Genomic DNA, 16,595 nt, shown 5'->3' with positions numbered 1-16,595 from the left:
TATCAGCAAGAACAGCTTCTGAGATGTTAAAAAATGTTGACGTTAAAGCTTTATAATCAATATTTTACTGCTTCCGTTGTACTTTTTCCCAAACTGCGCTTTGTTTAGTACTGAAATAGCGGATAATGCCGGCCAGTACAGCATAGTTCATAACACAAAAATAATAAGGAATGAAAAGAATTTTTATACGGAGCTGCCGCTTTTCCATTATCAGCCCGAGCAAAGCCAGCAAATAAAACAATACCTGCGCTAATAACAGCCCTTGCATCGCTGTTTCTCCAGGTTTAAACGCCAGCACAACGTTTAAAATAAACGATAATATAAGCAGGAACGGTGTAATGGTCCATCTTAAAACCCGGTGACTGATATACTGAAACGATAAAATTGGATAGGGGAAAGGATTGAATAATTTTTTTAGCCTTAAAATAGATTGCATCCCACCGGCAGCTATCCTCACTTTTCGTTTTAACTCTTCCGACACATTTTCCGACGCCGTTTCAGTAGCATATGCTTCAGGTTCATAAACAATGCGGTAGCCTTTAGCAGCTATCAGCATCGAGATCATAAAATCGTCAAGCACAGTATCCGCTTCAACAGGCTGATATAGCGAGCGGCGCACACTAAACAGTTCGCCTGCCGCGCCAACAACCGAATATAGCTCCGAATCCCATTTTTTCAGGGCCGATTCATATTTCCAGTAGAACCCTTCACCAGCCGCGCTGGCATCTGCGTTCTCGTCAATATGTACCCGTTTTTCGCCCGCAACGGCGCCAACTGTTGCATCGCTGTAATGCCTGCAGATCTTGATCAATGCGTCTTTATTTAAAAAAGTATTGGCATCGGTAAATACTACAGCATCGGTGTCAACATATTCCATGGCACGGTGTACCGCGGCTATTTTGCCGGCGCGCTGTGGCTGGTGCAACAATTGTATTTGCGGGTACCGGGCAATGATATCAGGTGTTTTGTCTGATGACCCGTCGGTCACAAAAAGCAGTTTTAGTTTTCCTTCGGGATAGTTAAGCAGGAGGCTGTTGCTGATCTTTTGCTCAATAAAATATTCTTCGTTGTAAGCGGCTATCACCAAAGTGCAAGTAGGAAGTTCATCCAGGTTTTCTGAAGGAAGAGTTCTCCGGCCTTTAAAAGCCCTTTTGATCCTGATGATTAGGTACAGAAAAATTCCATATCCTGCAAAAGTGTAAAAAACAATAAAAAGGCTTATGGCTAAAATTATTTTCATGCTATGGTGTTAATAGGGTATCCTAAATTGCTGCTGTTTTTTGAGTGGGTAAAATTCCACCATACTGCTTTAAAAAGCATCGGAATAAAGTCGTATTGTTTTTCTTTGACGTAATTAACCAGGTTACGGGGTACCACAATCAGCAGAAAATAAAAATAAAATAATACTTTTTTAAGCGGCGGGGCATTCCGGCGGATAAAAAGGATCCGGTTCCGGTTCATGAAGTATTCCTTGAGTTTGCTTTTTTTGCCTACTGATACAGACTCTTTGTGGTAAATGAGCGCATCGGTACAAACCCAGGCTTTAAAACCTGCTCTTATGATGTGCTCGCACCAGTCAACCTCTTCATAGTATAAGAAAAAGTTTTCGCTCATCATGCCCGCCTTTTCAATAGCTTTTTTCCTGATCATCATGGCTGCTCCGTGGCAGTAGGCTGTAGGCGCGGTGATATGATCAAACTGACCTTCGTCCTTTTGCTTTAAGCCTATCACGCTATTTCGACAGGTGTAATAGTTCATAGGCGTGTAGCCCGCATATTGGATTAATTGTTTATCACTGAAATACTTGATCTTGGGCGACAGCATTCCTACAGCGGTGTTACTATCCATTACCTCAACCAGTTTTTCAACTAAACCGGCGGTAAACTCGGTATCATTGTTCACCATAAAAATATAATCACCGGTTGCTACCGTAAGCCCGAGGTTATTTCCACCGGCAAAACCAAGGTTAACATCCGAGCGGATGAATATTATTTCGGGATATTTTATTCTCCAACCGGGAACCGGATCTACTTTACTTGCATTATCAACAACAATTATTTCTATATTACTATAAGTACTTGTATTTTTAATTGATAATAACATTTCCTCGGTAACGGATGGCTGATTAAAACTTACAGTAACAACAGAAACTTTTTTCATCTAAAAGGGGTTATTATCAATATTGCTTTTTACGGCTAATATGAGTAAAAGTTAACCAATTATATCACTATATTCCTTTGAATAATAACCAACCCAATAATGATGAGTCACTGCTTACCATAAAAGCAGATGAGCTTATACAATTGCTGAAAAAGGGGAATATTGATAAAGAACTTGTTAAAGCCATACAGCAAAAAATAAATAATGCCGTCGAAAGTAATTCTAACCCGCAAAAATTTGATGCTTTTAGTGGGTTAGACCAGGAGCAAAGCCGGCTCGATATGGTAACAAACCTGGAATTTTTACTTACCCAACATCAGGTTGATAGCCGAGAATCGAAGAAATACTTGCTGCATGAAAGAATAAAACGTATGGTTTTGGTAGCAATTGCGGTTACCATGATCATACTTGGTTTAGCCATGATCATCATGCCTGCACCGCCATATTTTGAAATGTTTACCATTTTTTATTTTTCAAAAGACGACGGTATAACTTTAATGGATGTTATATCGGTGTTAATAGTATTATCGGGTGTATATTTGTTTATAAATGCCCTACTCCGAAAAATTAACGCCTGAACTCACTAATATGCCGAAACGTCCAAAAATACTCCTGGTTGATGATAGCCCGCTGATTTTGATGGTTATAGGGCAGGCTTTGGAAAAAGAGGGTTTTATTAGCCGCAAGGCAGGTAATGTAGAGGAAGCTATGACGGCGCTTGAAAATGAGATCCCCGATTTGATTTTGTCTGATTATCAAATGCCCGGTACAGATGGTTTTGCATTCAGGCAGCATTTAATGACTATACCTGAGTATAAAAATATCCCCTTTATGTTTTTAACATCAGTTACCGATCACGCTCACATGATAGCGGGGATCAGTCTTGATGCTATTGACTACATTGATAAGGATACACCCATTGTGGTCATTATCTCAAAGATCAATAATTTTTTGAACAGCATCCGCGAACGCCACGAACACACGATCAGGGAGCTGAGCAGCGCCGCAATAGCCTTAAATTTGTATTCCGTTCCGCAGGAAATACCCCGTATTAATGGCTTTGAAATAGATTTCTGGCATAAATCGTTTGAGAATTACCCGGGCGGAGATTTTATTGATGTGTTAACTATAAATAACAGGTATACTTTTATTATCCTGGGCGATGTGATGGGCAAAAAATGGGGAGCATGGTTTTTTTCATTCGGCTATCTGAGCTATATAAGGGCCGCTGTAAGGATATGTGTTTCGGAAGGGGACATATCAACCAAAAGTATCATGCAAAAAATAAACTCTGTAATTTATCATGACCCGATTGTGAGCGACGTGTTGTCGACACTTTCACTTGTCAGAATCGATCCGGAGAATGAAACGCTAAGTTATACCGGCGCAGGCGACTTGCCGCTGTTGTATTTTAGCTCCAGGGAAAATAAACTTAACAGGATTAGCTCATCAGGCTTGTTGCTGGGGATTAGTAAAGAGGGCGGCTTTGATGAACATTTATTTACCATGCTGCCTGGTGATCAGTTGATCATGATAACAGATGGATTGATAGATAAAGAGACACCGGCAGGAAAGAAAACCGATCTGAACAGTTTTATTGATGAGATTGAAAAATATCTTGGTAAAACCAATTCATTTGCAACCTTAAAACACGATGGCTTTTTGAACGAAAAAGCGAGAGAACAAATTGATGACTGCAGTTTAATATTTATTCAAAAAAAACAGCTAAATGATATTACAAACACATCTGCTTAATAATGCATTAATTGCGGATATCCTGCTTAAAGAGGCGAATTTGGGAAATGCTGAACAATTTAAGTCGGAACTGATGAGCCTGATCAATAAAGGAAATAAGTATGTTATTGTAAACTTTGAACAGGTAATATATGTTGACAGTTCTTTTTTAGGCGCATTGGTATCGGCTCTTAAACTGGCCATGAACAGCGGGGGAGACATTGCCGTAGTTGGCTTAAATAATGACATCAGGTCCTTGTTTCAATTGGTGCGGCTTGATAAGGTGTTCAGGATCTATACAAATACACAGGAGGCTTTAACTGGGGCATAAACGAATTTACTACCTTGAAAAAATTTGTTTTTAACAATGAAACCGAAGGTATTTATCCTTTAACCGTCCAGATCATTAACTATATCCAAAACATAGCAAAAGATATAGTTGATGACGATGCCGGCTTCAGGATAAAAACCATCCTGATTGAACTGCTTACCAATTCGCTCAAGCACATGGGAGATGATGTTACCAGGATCGGGATCGATCTAAAAAACAACAAATTATATATAAGTAAACAGGATAAGGGAAGGCCGCTGCAAATTAATACCAGGCAGGCATTGTTAACATGGCCGTTAACGCACAGCAAATTTGCCCAAAATGAAATTGCTATTTATGGCGATGACTTCGGTACATTAAAAGGGCGGGTGAAAAACAGTAACCAATTAGAGTTTTTTACCGAAGACCTTGATGTAAGGTATATTAACAAGGAAACCATTATGGGATTAAATGAACATTATGGCCTGATGATCATTGCACGTGCCAGCGATGCGTTTAACTACAAACATAAACCTGATACAGGCGTAAATACTTTTACCTCGATAATTGAACTTAAACAGCGTTAGGCATTTCTGCGTAATTTCTGAAGTGTTTCTTGATGGGGTAAGAAAAATTTTACATGGGTGGCGAACTACAGCGACCGGGAGAACGACTTTCGGCAAAGTAATTATATTATTGGGCAATTAATTATCACACTCGTTTTCGCTATTTCACAGCTGTCTCTTCGTTTACCGGTTCTGCAGGAGCATTATCGTGCGGTGTATGAATAAACTTTTTGTTTGCTCCTTTTAACTTAAACAGCAGTAAAAACATGGTAAAAAATATAAGCGGCAGTTTAAGCATGGCTTCTAAAAGTTTTCTATTATAAAACGATGTTGGTATGGCAACTAAGATACCAAGGTAACAAGCCACTGTTGCCCCAAGCCACAAATGCCAATGCGGGCCTATGCCCGGAGTAAAAAAAGAGATCAATAGCATAAAAGGCATCAGGCCAAGCATTAATACGCGCGGCAGAATGGCCATCTGATAAATCTCATTCACGTAATCAAAATTGCCGCGGAAAAATTGGGCCGGCGCGGTAGCTCCATACTTTTTAAGCAAGTTAAACTGAGCTGAAAGCCAGCGCTTACGCTGCTTTTCAAACACTGCGGGGTTACTCACTTTTTCATCGTAGATATACGCTTTTTCTGCATAAGCAACATAGATCTTATCACGGGTCAATAATAAGCCCATTTCCTTGTCAAACCCGCCCACGGCATCAATACGCGACATTACATTTACAAACAGGCTGTACTCCAAGGCCATCCCCGAACCTATAATGGCTGCCGAAAAATTAAACAACTGCTGCGATTTTCTGAAAATATGATTGTTAACTTCTTCGCTCACAGCATCAAGTATTGCTACCTGTGTGTTTGAGTTTTTTGCTACCCTATGGCCCTGCACCACCCGGTGACCTGCTTGTAAATAGTTGTTGATCTGGTATAGGTAATCGGGCGCGGCAATGTTATCAATGTCAAAAACAACCGCGGCATCAAAACCGGCTGCTGTATTTTCAATGGCTTTGTTCAGCGCCTTTGATTTGGTGCTGGTTTCAAAAACCACCTCTACTACCTGCAAAGGCATCTGCTTTAATTTAACAATAGTCTCAGGCTTCATGGAGTCGGCTATCACACAAACCGTGAACATTTCTTTAGGGTAATCGATAGTTAGTGCCGCCGCCGCCGAGTTTAAAATAATTTCATCTTCTTTATAAGCGCAGATATAAACTATGAATTTACTGAGTGCGGTGGCTGTAGCAGGCGGTTTGATAGGGATTAATTTTCCGAGTACCGAAAATACAAACAGGTACAGGCTATATACACCAAGGTATATAAACAGCAAAATGGCGATTAGGGATGCTATGAATTTAATGATTTCCATGTGTTTTATTGCTAAACCCTGTTTGTATTAATTAGCAGCAGGTTTGTATTATTAAAAATTAACTTTTCCGTTTATTGTTCAAATTTGTTGCCAGCAAACTTTTGATCTCTGTTATACGGTGCTCCCATGTATTTTGTGCGGCTATTTTTAATCTTTTTTGTTGTAAAAAAGGAGTGTCGTTTAACGATAAATTAAGGGCAGCAGAAAATTCATCAACATTTTTGCAGATATATACGCTGTCGCCGGTAAACTCTTCTAAATCTTCGTTAAAATCAGTGATCACTACCGGCCGGCCCGATCCCAGGTATTCAAATAACTTAAGCGGGAAAATGGAACTGCTTACATCATCTTTTTTGAAGGGGATAATAGCAACATCAAATCCCTTAAGCACAGCAGGCAACTGCTCATAGGGTACTGCTCCTTTTTTGAAAATATTAGGCGCGTTAAAAGCAGGATTATTCTCATAATCTTTACCAACCGGCCCTACAAATACAAAGTTTTTATCGGGGTTTTGTTCGAGTAGCTGTGTTAATAAATTATAATCAATACGTCGTTCAATATTGCCGAAATAACCGATTATCGGTTTAGGGATATCAAAAAGGATATCTGCCACAGGCAACGCCGGATCCAGCGCTTTTTGACTATGGCCGATGTCGGCTGCATTTGGTACGAAGTACGAGTTAGGGTTAAGTTTTGCTTTTGCATTGCGCAACTCTTTACTGGTGCTGATCACCAGGTCCATATCTTTCACCAATATATCTTCGGATATGAGCCCATGACGGATCTGGTATTCCTCAATAAGGGGATCAACGCAATGATAAACTTTCAATAATGGTTTCAATTTCAACAACCGGTGCATGGTTGGGTAGTAAAACGCATAGGAGTTGATAAAGATGTAGTCCTTTATGTTAAGGCTCTTAATAATTTCATTGAGCCTCGCCGCTACAATTCGTTCGTTCACCTTCACGGCCAGCCGATAGACAGCTCCTTCGGGTAACGAATTAATCGACGGGACCGGAGGCGTAATGATGATCTTTAAATTAGGGATTTCTGTTTGGATAAAACTATTTTTGGGAGAAAAGAAGTGCGGCTTGCGGGCCTTATAGCCCGGCGTATTTTTAAACTGGATATAATCTTTCCAGGTGTACGGCCTGTCAACATAATACACGTAGTTATCTTTGGCCAAATGTTTGGCCATAGTATAGTTTGTTGATTCGAGGCGGCTATCAAACTGCATTTGCGAAAATATTACGATATGCCGATTTTTTAGCTCCATATAACTTAATTATTCAGTTAGTCGTTTTACTTATTTTGCCCATCACAACACCTATAAGCTCTTTTAGTTCGATGTAGCCTAAGACAAAGATGTCGGATATTTTAAACTGAAGATGTTTTTTTAATGCCCAGTACCCAAATATAGCGCCGGTAGCAAAGGTAAAGATAGAAGCAACTGCTACCGCATACAGGTTGTGGAATATGAGAATCCCCGTAAAATCGCCTATTACGTTAACTGTTAGCATCAGGAACACTTTGATCATGTTAAGATGTGGTTTGTTAATGATGTCAAGGGTGATCCCGAAAAACCTGTCGATAGGCAACAGCATTACATAACACATAAAAATCCTGAAGATATTGCCTGCATCAGAATGCTGGTATTTTGCACCGAAGAGGAGTCCAATAATAAGGTCAGCAGCAACGAAACAGATAACAGCGATAGGGGTAAGCGCTATGGTAAGCATGCCCGCATATTTTTTCATGATGTAGGTGACATATTTTTGATCGCCGCGCTGTACAGCTGCCGACATTACCGGCAATGCGGTAGAAATGAAAGCCCTTAGCGGGATTTCAAAAATCTCCATAAGTCGTTGCGGAATGTAGTAAACAGCCAACAGATCGGGGCTGAACATAGGCTTTACGATAAACGTATCGGAGCTCCTGAGCAGGTACGAACTTATAGATGTGCCTACACTGTATTTACCAAAATGGGCCATTTGTTTTATTGTAGCCCAGTTTTTGTATGCTATGGTTTTTACCTTAGCCCAGCCTGTAATAATGCAAATAACGCTGCTTAACAGGTTAGCTGTAAAGTAACAATATATAGTTGTTTCAAAGTTTGATTTGCCTGCAACGGCAACGGCAACCACCAGCGCCAGAAAACCTCCCTGGTTCATTAATTGCAAGGTGAACATTTTATCAAAGCGCTCTTCGGCCTGGAGGGTCCAAAGGCTCACTGCCGAGGGGAGTGTGCAGAAATAAATGAAGCTAAACCATTTAAGCGTAACACCTATATCAGCATCCGGATTTGTGTAAATAAGATAGATCAGGAGATTTACGACGGCAAATGCGCAGGTGACCATAAAACCCAGGTACCAGGCAGAGCCTGATATGTTTTTCATTTTTTCGGGTGTAGAGCCCGAATAAAATTTTATGACCGATGTTTGCAGAAAACCCGTACGAAAGGTATCGGCCAGTGTAAATACAATCTGGAAAAACACATAGTTGCCAAAGGCGGGTTTACTTAAGCGGCGGGCCAGCAGTGATAATATTACCATTCCCAAAACCGGTAATACGGCGTTGGTTGCCAGTGAAAGCGTGTGTTTGTTTATTAATTTTTTAAATAAACTCATGTATCATGTTTTACGCTTTCTCCCACAATTGTGTTGTAAAATTATATTGTTTTATTACTTTGGCGGGATTGCCAACTGCTACCGAATAAGGCGGGATATCCCTTGTAACCACACTGCCAGCCCCAATAACCGAATGTTTACCTATAGTTACACCGGCGGTTACCACACAATTAGCACCTATCCAAACATTATCATCAATAGTAATTTGTTGGGTGGTTACTTTTTGATGGCGTGGCGGTATACTTACGTCCTGATAGCCATGATTAAGGCCGGATATTACAACATGCTGCGCTGTCATGCTGAAATTGCCTATTTTAACCGGGCCAATTATTACCGTACTGATGCCAACGCCTGATCCTTCGCCGATAAATACATCGCCAACGCCGTTATTGATCACAGCGAAGTCTTCCACAATACTTTTTGCGCCAAGGGAAAACTTGTTAAACGGAAAAAGGTCCATCCGTGCATTAAATCTTACTACACTGTTTTTACCCCGGTGATGGAAAAAGCGGTTAAGTATCAGCCTAACCCAAAGCCTTGGCCTCGACTGTCCGGGCGGAATAAGCATCCAGTGGACTAATTTTTTTAATTTGGGATTTGCTTTTATGGAGGATACAAATGACATCTGCTTAATTAATTAGTATTGTCCCTGTACTATTTTTTTTTAATCGCTCCTGCTCCTGGTTGTCAAGGCGCTTGCATACTACAAGGATGGATATGGCCAGGTAGAACAGGATGTTTGATGGGTATTGAACGATAGCCTGCTGCGGAAAGTTACCAATATTGAATGCGAACAAGATCAGCAACATAGCCAGGCAGTAGTTTTTAAGTTCAGGGTTTTTGATACTGAAGTAAAAGTTTATCCCCGTTTTAAGCACCACAAAAAACAGTGTACAAAATAAGATGAGCCCGAGCCAGCCCATTTCAACAGCTACGCGCACATAACCACTGTCGGGCGGGAATTTGGCTAACATGGAATTTGGTGAGAACTTACGGCCCCAAACGCCTACAGAACCTAAGCCGCCACCAATAGGGTGGGAAAGGATATAAGGCTTGATCCTCCTTTGATTTTCAGCACGGACGTTGTAAGATGCGTCATCGGATGGGTTAAAAGCTGTTTGAAACCGCTTGATCAATGGGTTGGAGGTCGGCATTACTATCAAAATGCCGAGCATGCCTCCTGCCACAAGGGTGAAAAATAAAACCCGTTTGTTGAAGTTTAAAACGGCCAGCATGGAAAGCGCTCCCGGTACCAATACATAGGCAGCTCTTGTACCGGAATAGAGCATAACATATAAGAAGAAAGCGGCGATAAAGCCCAGTAATATTTTGCGTTTGACAGGTAATTTGCCCATGATAAGCACAACACAGAGCAATGCGCCTATAACCATGTTGTATGAAAATGTAACAGGGTCAGAGAAGATGGCAAATTTACGCATATGACCGTTGATGAACAACAAGCTTACACGGGTAGGGTCAGAATACAGGTATCGGCGCTCGAATGAAAAAAAACCTATATTTTCTTGTTGAAAAGCAGAAATTCCCGCCAGTATATCCAGCAATAACCAAAGCTTTAAAAGCGTTTTTATAAACTTTACCGTGCGGATCTGGTAAACAAAAACAAAGTACATCAGCATAATGAAACCCACAGTCCGAACGGTATAAATCCAGGCAAGCCGCGATGCGGCTGCAGGGTTTACAAACTCAAACATATTGTAAGCCAGCCATACCAATATCATGTAGCTGATAGGATTTTTAAAATAGGTCCAGTTTTGTTCGGTGCGCTGTTTTATAAAAAAACCAAGGATAAGCAGATAGGTGGTTACATCCATCAATGTACCGATGGGTACTCCGCTTGGTAATAATTCAGCAATGTAACTGATGAAAAATGCACCTATGATCAGCGCGCAAATTCCGAATTCAGGATAAACGGTAATGGCAAATACAATGGGTAAACCTATAGTTATCGCTAAAACAGCACCTACGCCTATAAATCCAAGCTTATAGGTTAAAAAACTTATCACAAGTGAGATAATCAGCAGAAAAAACAGGGCAAACGGATGCGAAAACTTTTGAATCAGAAGCGCTTTCCAAAAGTTTTGTTTAATTTCAGTATTACCTGTTGGTTCATTGCGCATGAAGTAGTAACTCTTTTTATAAATTTACAGGAACAAGATCTTCACAGCCCATACAAATACACTGATAAACGCAAATACTATAGCCGCTTTGCGTGTTTTTTTTTGAAGCGGACTTAAATCTCCAAACGGATCCTTTTTAGGTTTGGGAGGGTCAATTCTCATTTTAAGTAACGTTAAGTATATGAACCGGTGTTGCGCGCTTCGTTCAATTAGGAGCGTTTTTCTTTGTTCTGATTGTATTCGGTTTTATTGAGTACCCAGCCGGCAAACTTGTTTTCGAACCCTTTTAAATAGGTTATGTGCTGTTTCTGAATATTGTTTATTTTCCTGTTGGCTTCAAATACAGCTATTGTTTTGTTTGCAAACAATAACCATTCTTTGGATTTATTAAGCGCGGTAAGTGGGGCAGTATCAATAATCACAATATCGTATTTAGTCCGCAGCTCGTCAAATTTGCTCTTAACAAAGCCTTCGCTGCCAATTTCAAGCAGGGTTACATCACCTCCGCGGTTGCCTAAAACGGTAGTGTTTGAACTGCTGAGCTCGGGTTGGCCAAATTGGCTGTTTTTAAAATAATCTTCAAGGTATACCTGCGGCTGAGCGGTATTACTTATCGTGGCGTTATTGAAGTTGCCATCAATTAACAACACTCTTTTGTTAATCATGGAGTAAGAGTACGCCAAGCTTATCGCCAGCAGTGTTTTACCTTCGCCAGGCTCAATGCTTGTTATGGCTAAAATTTTTTCACCTTTTAATTCCTGGTCAATCTCAAACCGTATAGAGCGCAACAGCTCTTTAAAGGTTTTCATTTTTTCACGGTGCTCCACATCCCACAGCTTGCGCAGATCGAGATTCTCACCGCTGATCTTATTCAGATAGCCTAATAACGGTAGCTGGGTTTTATTAACCAGTTCGGTAGGGCTTTTAATGGTATCATCAATGTAAAATAATACGAACAGCCAGAAGAGACAGGCAAATAAACTGCCCATGCCGCTTAATATAATAAGCAGCATTTTTTTTGAAGGTTGGGCCACGTCCGGCTGGGCCATCTCAATCTGGACCAGTTTTATTGAAATGCTTGAACGCAGGTTAGTTTCATTGTATTTGTTCAATACATCAAGGTATTCTTTACCTGCAATATCAATATCAAAATAAAGGGTTTTTACTTTCGCATCAAACGGAACCAGGCGGGAGAATTTAGCATTAAGGTTTGTGAGCTCGTCATTTATTGATTTAACGCTGTATTTAGCCAGATCGCGGGAAATCTCAAGACCAAGCTTTTGTTTAACCTGATCCTCTTTGGCCACAAGCGGATTGGTAATGTATTTATCAGATGTTAAATTTACCTGATTTGAGAGCTGTTTCTGTAACGAATCAAGAGATTCTTTATATTTATTATTAAACCCGCTGCGTACATACTGATCTTCGAGTATATGCAATTGGTCCTGAGTGGAAATGATAGCCTGGTTGTATTTGTTGGTTATCGACTCAACATATTTCCTTTCATCGGGTGAGAACTTTCGGACGATAGCATCAATGGCGCCCTGATTGGATATTACATCCTTTTCGGCCTGCAATTTTCTGTCATTGTAAGTCATGATCTGGCTAAAAATCGCTTTGGACTGCTCATCCAGGTTCAATACACCGTTTTGAATTTTATATTGCTGTAATTCGCTGGTTTTTTCACTCAGCGCCTTACGTTTGGTATCTAACAGATTTGATAAAAAATTTACTGCATTTGATTCATTTTGCTTTACGCTTTGGGTATAATAGTCGATAAACTGTTTGCATAATGTATTCACTACAAACGCCGAAAGCTGAGGGTTTTCTGAATTAAAACTTACAGAAATAAAATCACTGCTTTCTTCACGGTAAATTAGCAGGTCTTTTACGATGTTACGCTCATCGTATTTCATTGACCTGAGCAAACCAATAAGTGAGTTCTCGGTTTTATCATAAACAGATAACGGTTGAAGGGTGGCAAATTTCTTTTTAAAAATCGCTAATACGTTATCCTTTTCATAAGGCCGCAATTCAAGTAATTCCTTACTTTGTTTACGAAAGGGATAAGGATCGCTCAGGTCATGGATCATGAGCGAATAAGAAACCTGGTCAATAAGTTTCTTTAGCTTCATGATCGCCATGAGGTTACTGAATTCGCGATAAACCTGTTGCTCTTGTACGTTCGTTGTCGGATCCTGATCAAGAAGATGGCTGGAGGCGTCAACTATGCCGGTGGCTATTTCCGCATGCGACTGGTAATTATCAGGTAAGTTTTTTACCAGGAAAAAAGAAGTGATTACTGCTACAAGCGGTATTATTATCAGTACAGTTCTGTATTTCTTTAGCAGATTGAAAAAATTGCCTATCTCCATCTTTTACTTAACGTCTTCTAATTTAGTACCCAATAATTCTTCAAGATTGGTTTTGGCTGTAAATGTCGATAATTCAGCTTGTACTTTAAAGGCGTTTTGGCTGTATAAGGTGGTAAGCTGTTCATTATAGATCTGAAAAGTTGTTTCGCCTTTTTGAAATGCGTATTTTAATTGCTTAACAGCACTTTCGGCATCAATTACGGCATTTGCCCGCAGCCTTAGTTCGGCCTGTGCTGCCAGATAAGCAAAGTAATAGCGTTTAACCTGAGCTTCAAGGCTTAACATATACTCGGCCTGTTGAAACTCTGCTGCTTTGTAAATTTCTTTCGTTTGCCTGATAACTCCCGGCCTCGAAAACAGGTGTCCTATGTTTAGCGACAGGCTTATTTGATAACCTTTAAATATGGTTGGCTGCGAAATGTTGATAGATGTTTGCGGACTATAAATGTAAGATGCAGTTAAACCATCGAGCCATGAAAACACAGCTGAGTTATAAACGGCTTTGGCTGCATTTACCTGACTTTGACGGGATTTTACTTCAGGGTAATTTTTTTTTGCAGTTGCTACCAGTTTTTCAAGAAAAGGATAGTTAATGTCACTTATAAATGAAGTTTGCTGCGCATGTACGCGGGTGGTAAATAAAAGAGTAATTATAAAAATATAAATGAGCGTCAGTTTCAGGGGCATATAGTTATACTTTTTCTTTTTGGAATAATGCGGGTACTGTACCGGCAATAATTTTTAAATCTAACCAAATAGAATATTTCTGGGCATAAAAATTATCTAATTTTTTCCTTTCACGTTCAGACATGTCTTCCTTACCGCGCTTGCTGATCTGCCATAAGCCCGTTAAACCGGCAGGGCCAAGAAAACGCATCGACCACTCGTTAGAGGTAAGCATCTCGGCCTCATATAAAGGCAACGGCCTGTTACCAACTACCGACATATCGCCCCGTAGTATATTGAATAATTGCGGTAATTCATCAAGACTTGAATTGCGTAAGAAATTACCCAGCTTAGTAATACGTGGATCATTCTTGATTTTAACAAAGGCAACTTTATTGTCACCGCCTTCGGCGGCATATTGATTATTTTCGGCAGATAACTTGGCCAGCAGTTGGTCTGCATCTGTACGCATCGACCTGAACTTATAAAAATCAAATACTTTATAACCTGTACCTACGCGTTTGCTTTTGTAAAATACAGGACCTTTTGAGTCCAGCTTAATCAAAATAGCAACTATTAGCATAATAGGGGATAATACAAACATCATACCGCCCGAAATTACCAGGTCGATGAGGCGCTTACCTGCCGGCATTTTATAAGTCGTATCAACTACTTTTGAAAGCTCAAGCAATTTTGGCTTTATCAGTTTAAAGCGTACTAAAAAGTTAAGCCTTTCGCGCAGGTCACTTATGGCAAACGGTTCGCCATAAAAGTCATGCACCTTTAATTTAATGGCTTTTTGCCTTAAAGTTTTATCATTTTGTGATGAAAGGAGCACAATAATTAAACCATTGAGAAGAAAGCTTTGCTTAACTTCTTCAACCATTTTAATCCATTTACCTTCAGCATCAACTTCAACCAAAATAATATCAGGAACGGATAAAATAGATTGCTCGCCTAAATAATCATTCAGTTGGTCAATAGAGTTGTTGTACGCAATTTTAAAGCCTTCATTTAGCCCAGCAGAAATTATTTCCTTAAACTCGGTGCCGGCGTAGGCTACCCTGATATTAGAACCTGAACTTTCGTTCCAATCAGATGTTTGGTGATTCATAAACTTGTAAAACTTGATTAATGGCTGTTTTTAATGCAGTTGGGTTAAACGGCTTGTGAATGTAGGCATCAACCTTAAAGGGCATGTTACTTACCTGGGCATCAAGATCATGGGCGGCCGATAGCAATATAACAGGAATTTCACGATAAAAGCCACTGATCTTTACGTTCTTAATAAAAGATTGGCCGTCAAAATAAGGCATCTGGAGGTCGGATATAATCAATTCGGGCATGTTGCCATCTTCGAGCCAGCTAAAAGCTTCGATGCCGTTATTTTTAACTACAATATCATATTCTTTTGATAGAATGAAGTTGAGCAGTTTTAGGATACTCAAGTCGTCATCAACTATAAGTAGCGTTCTTTTCATACTTAATTAATTGGGGTTGTTTATAAAAGAGAAGCAAGTATTTTATTAATCAGTTTGTTGTATGTTATTATTATTTATTGTAAATGCTGATATGTCAAAAAAAATATAAATTTAATAAATGTTATTAATGAAAAGGAAATGGTTTATTAGCCGTTTTTAACTAACAGCTAAGTATAAAATAAATAGCCTGACAATTAACACGTTTTGTTTTTCATTGTAATGGTATGCAAAAAACATTCCTCAAATAAAAAAACAGCCGAAATCAAAGGCTTAGTAGGCTTTTATACGGTTAATATATAAAATGGTTGTGAAAAATTGCGATATTAACGGAAAGTTAACAACCGTCGAGGAATTTATTCCCACGGCGGGTAGCTGTAATTCCCCAAAATGGGATTTAATTTTATACCGGGTATAGGTATTTATAGCGCTACTTTTCTATTACGGATAAAAAATTTCCGGCAGGGTCTTTAAACCAGGCTATTTTGGGGCCGCCGTCAAGAAAAAGGCCTTTTTCGTTTGTCTTAAAATTCTCCTGGTTATAAATCTCAAATTTAACGCCGCGCGCGCTGAGTTCGTCAATTGTTTTTTCCACATCATCAACCGGGAAATTCAAAATGGTGAAGGTAGCCGGGGTATGGTTGGGCTTAGTGTATATTAATATTGGGGTACTGCCTGTAATATTAAGGTTAAGTAAACCTTGCATTTCGGGTACATTACTTACATCTAAACCAAGTACATCAGCATAAAACGCCCTGGCTTTAGCTGTATCATCTACCGAAAATCCGCTGAATGCTTTGCTGTCTTTTAACATGATAATTGGCTTTATGTTACTGATACTACCTTGCTTTTTAATAATTTGTTTTGTAAAAGTGAGTTTAGTCTTCCAAAACCTCGGCACGGCAACCTAATTCCTTTAAAAAATTAATGAGCGAATAGGCGCATAATGTACCGCTGTCGCACTGTACCCGCAAAATCCGGTCACAATCATCAAGATCGAAATTGGCTTTATGGTTGCCAAACGTGGTGTGGATGGCATTTAAAAGCATATTAGCCTGGCGGCGTTTATTTACATTGGTTTTAAAAACTTCTACTATCATAAGCCTGTTTTGGTTTGTGCCTAAAACCTTTGATTGAACAATAGAAATGTTTGATTTTTAGGGAAC

General features: G+C 39.7%; 18 protein-coding genes. 4 read left to right on the top strand and 14 right to left on the bottom strand.

Annotated features, from left to right (window positions below):
- Positions 1-64: 64 nt before the first annotated feature.
- Both ACP26M_RS10950 and ACP26M_RS10945 read right to left on the bottom strand, forming a co-directional pair.
- A complete protein-coding gene (locus tag ACP26M_RS10950) occupies positions 65-1,240 on the bottom strand; it encodes a glycosyltransferase family 2 protein (RefSeq protein WP_426588773.1) in 1,176 nt (391 codons plus the stop codon).
- Positions 1,237-2,160, bottom strand: coding sequence for a glycosyltransferase family 2 protein (locus tag ACP26M_RS10945; protein WP_426588771.1), 924 nt, complete (start codon positions 2,158-2,160; stop codon positions 1,237-1,239). The genes ACP26M_RS10950 and ACP26M_RS10945 overlap by 4 nt, the downstream gene beginning before the upstream one ends.
- A 77-nt stretch (positions 2,161-2,237) precedes the next feature.
- Between ACP26M_RS10945 and ACP26M_RS10940 the strand changes: the two genes are divergently transcribed.
- Genes ACP26M_RS10940 through ACP26M_RS10925 form a run of 4 tightly spaced genes read left to right on the top strand, consistent with a single transcriptional unit; the run spans position 2,238 to position 4,791 of the window.
- A complete protein-coding gene (locus ACP26M_RS10940) occupies positions 2,238-2,738 on the top strand; it encodes a hypothetical protein (protein ID WP_426588769.1) in 501 nt (166 codons plus the stop codon).
- A gap of 10 nt (positions 2,739-2,748) precedes the next feature.
- Positions 2,749-3,915 carry a PP2C family protein-serine/threonine phosphatase gene (locus ACP26M_RS10935; protein ID WP_426588767.1) on the top strand — a complete coding sequence of 389 codons (1,167 nt, stop codon included), beginning with the start codon at positions 2,749-2,751 and terminating at the stop codon, positions 3,913-3,915.
- A complete protein-coding gene (locus tag ACP26M_RS10930) occupies positions 3,890-4,225 on the top strand; it encodes an STAS domain-containing protein (protein WP_091167740.1) in 336 nt (111 codons plus the stop codon). The genes ACP26M_RS10935 and ACP26M_RS10930 overlap by 26 nt, the downstream gene beginning before the upstream one ends.
- 14 nt (positions 4,226-4,239) lie before the next feature.
- On the top strand, positions 4,240-4,791 hold the full coding sequence (locus tag ACP26M_RS10925) for a hypothetical protein (protein WP_426588765.1): 552 nt from the start codon (positions 4,240-4,242) through the stop codon (positions 4,789-4,791).
- Positions 4,792-4,930: 139 nt separating this feature from the next.
- Here the strand turns inward: ACP26M_RS10925 and ACP26M_RS10920 are convergent, their stop codons facing one another.
- The 12 genes from ACP26M_RS10920 to ACP26M_RS10865 form a co-directional block, all read right to left on the bottom strand.
- Positions 4,931-6,145, bottom strand: coding sequence for a glycosyltransferase (locus ACP26M_RS10920; protein ID WP_426588763.1), 1,215 nt, complete (start codon positions 6,143-6,145; stop codon positions 4,931-4,933).
- Between the two features lie 58 nt (positions 6,146-6,203).
- The gene (locus ACP26M_RS10915; RefSeq protein ID WP_426588761.1) at positions 6,204-7,421 is read right to left on the bottom strand and encodes a glycosyltransferase family protein; all 1,218 of its coding nucleotides are present in this window, start codon (positions 7,419-7,421) and stop codon (positions 6,204-6,206) included.
- 13 nt (positions 7,422-7,434) lie between these two features.
- On the bottom strand, positions 7,435-8,772 hold the full coding sequence (locus tag ACP26M_RS10910; RefSeq protein WP_426588759.1) for a lipopolysaccharide biosynthesis protein: 1,338 nt from the start codon (positions 8,770-8,772) through the stop codon (positions 7,435-7,437).
- A gap of 10 nt (positions 8,773-8,782) precedes the next feature.
- Positions 8,783-9,397: an acyltransferase gene (locus ACP26M_RS10905; protein ID WP_426588757.1), complete on the bottom strand. Its 615-nt coding sequence runs from the start codon at positions 9,395-9,397 to the stop codon at positions 8,783-8,785.
- 4 nt (positions 9,398-9,401) lie between these two features.
- Positions 9,402-10,910 (bottom strand): O-antigen ligase family protein, encoded by a 1,509-nt coding sequence (locus ACP26M_RS10900; RefSeq protein ID WP_426588755.1) that lies wholly within the window; start codon positions 10,908-10,910, stop codon positions 9,402-9,404.
- Between the two features lie 24 nt (positions 10,911-10,934).
- Positions 10,935-11,072 (bottom strand): hypothetical protein, encoded by a 138-nt coding sequence (locus ACP26M_RS10895; protein WP_175489921.1) that lies wholly within the window; start codon positions 11,070-11,072, stop codon positions 10,935-10,937.
- Between the two features lie 47 nt (positions 11,073-11,119).
- Positions 11,120-13,285 carry an exopolysaccharide transport family protein gene (locus ACP26M_RS10890; RefSeq protein WP_426588752.1) on the bottom strand — a complete coding sequence of 722 codons (2,166 nt, stop codon included), beginning with the start codon at positions 13,283-13,285 and terminating at the stop codon, positions 11,120-11,122.
- A 3-nt stretch (positions 13,286-13,288) separates the two neighbouring features.
- Complete coding sequence (locus tag ACP26M_RS10885; RefSeq protein WP_426588750.1) at positions 13,289-13,972, bottom strand: TolC family protein; 684 nt, start codon at positions 13,970-13,972, stop codon at positions 13,289-13,291.
- A 4-nt stretch (positions 13,973-13,976) separates the two neighbouring features.
- Positions 13,977-15,065 (bottom strand): sugar transferase, encoded by a 1,089-nt coding sequence (locus tag ACP26M_RS10880; RefSeq protein WP_426588748.1) that lies wholly within the window; start codon positions 15,063-15,065, stop codon positions 13,977-13,979.
- Positions 15,046-15,432, bottom strand: coding sequence for a response regulator (locus ACP26M_RS10875; protein ID WP_090525064.1), 387 nt, complete (start codon positions 15,430-15,432; stop codon positions 15,046-15,048). The genes ACP26M_RS10880 and ACP26M_RS10875 overlap by 20 nt, the downstream gene beginning before the upstream one ends.
- A gap of 427 nt (positions 15,433-15,859) precedes the next feature.
- Positions 15,860-16,243 (bottom strand): VOC family protein, encoded by a 384-nt coding sequence (locus tag ACP26M_RS10870; RefSeq protein ID WP_426588746.1) that lies wholly within the window; start codon positions 16,241-16,243, stop codon positions 15,860-15,862.
- Between the two features lie 64 nt (positions 16,244-16,307).
- Positions 16,308-16,529, bottom strand: a complete 222-nt coding sequence (locus ACP26M_RS10865; RefSeq protein WP_426588744.1) for a hypothetical protein — start codon at positions 16,527-16,529, stop codon at positions 16,308-16,310.
- Between the last annotated feature and the right edge of the window lie 66 nt (positions 16,530-16,595).

Source organism: Mucilaginibacter sp. R-33, from assembly GCF_049949235.1.
Lineage (GTDB): Bacteria > Bacteroidota > Bacteroidia > Sphingobacteriales > Sphingobacteriaceae > Mucilaginibacter.
Note: the sequence above shows the minus strand (reverse complement) of the source record. Positions and strands in the feature narration are given on the sequence as shown.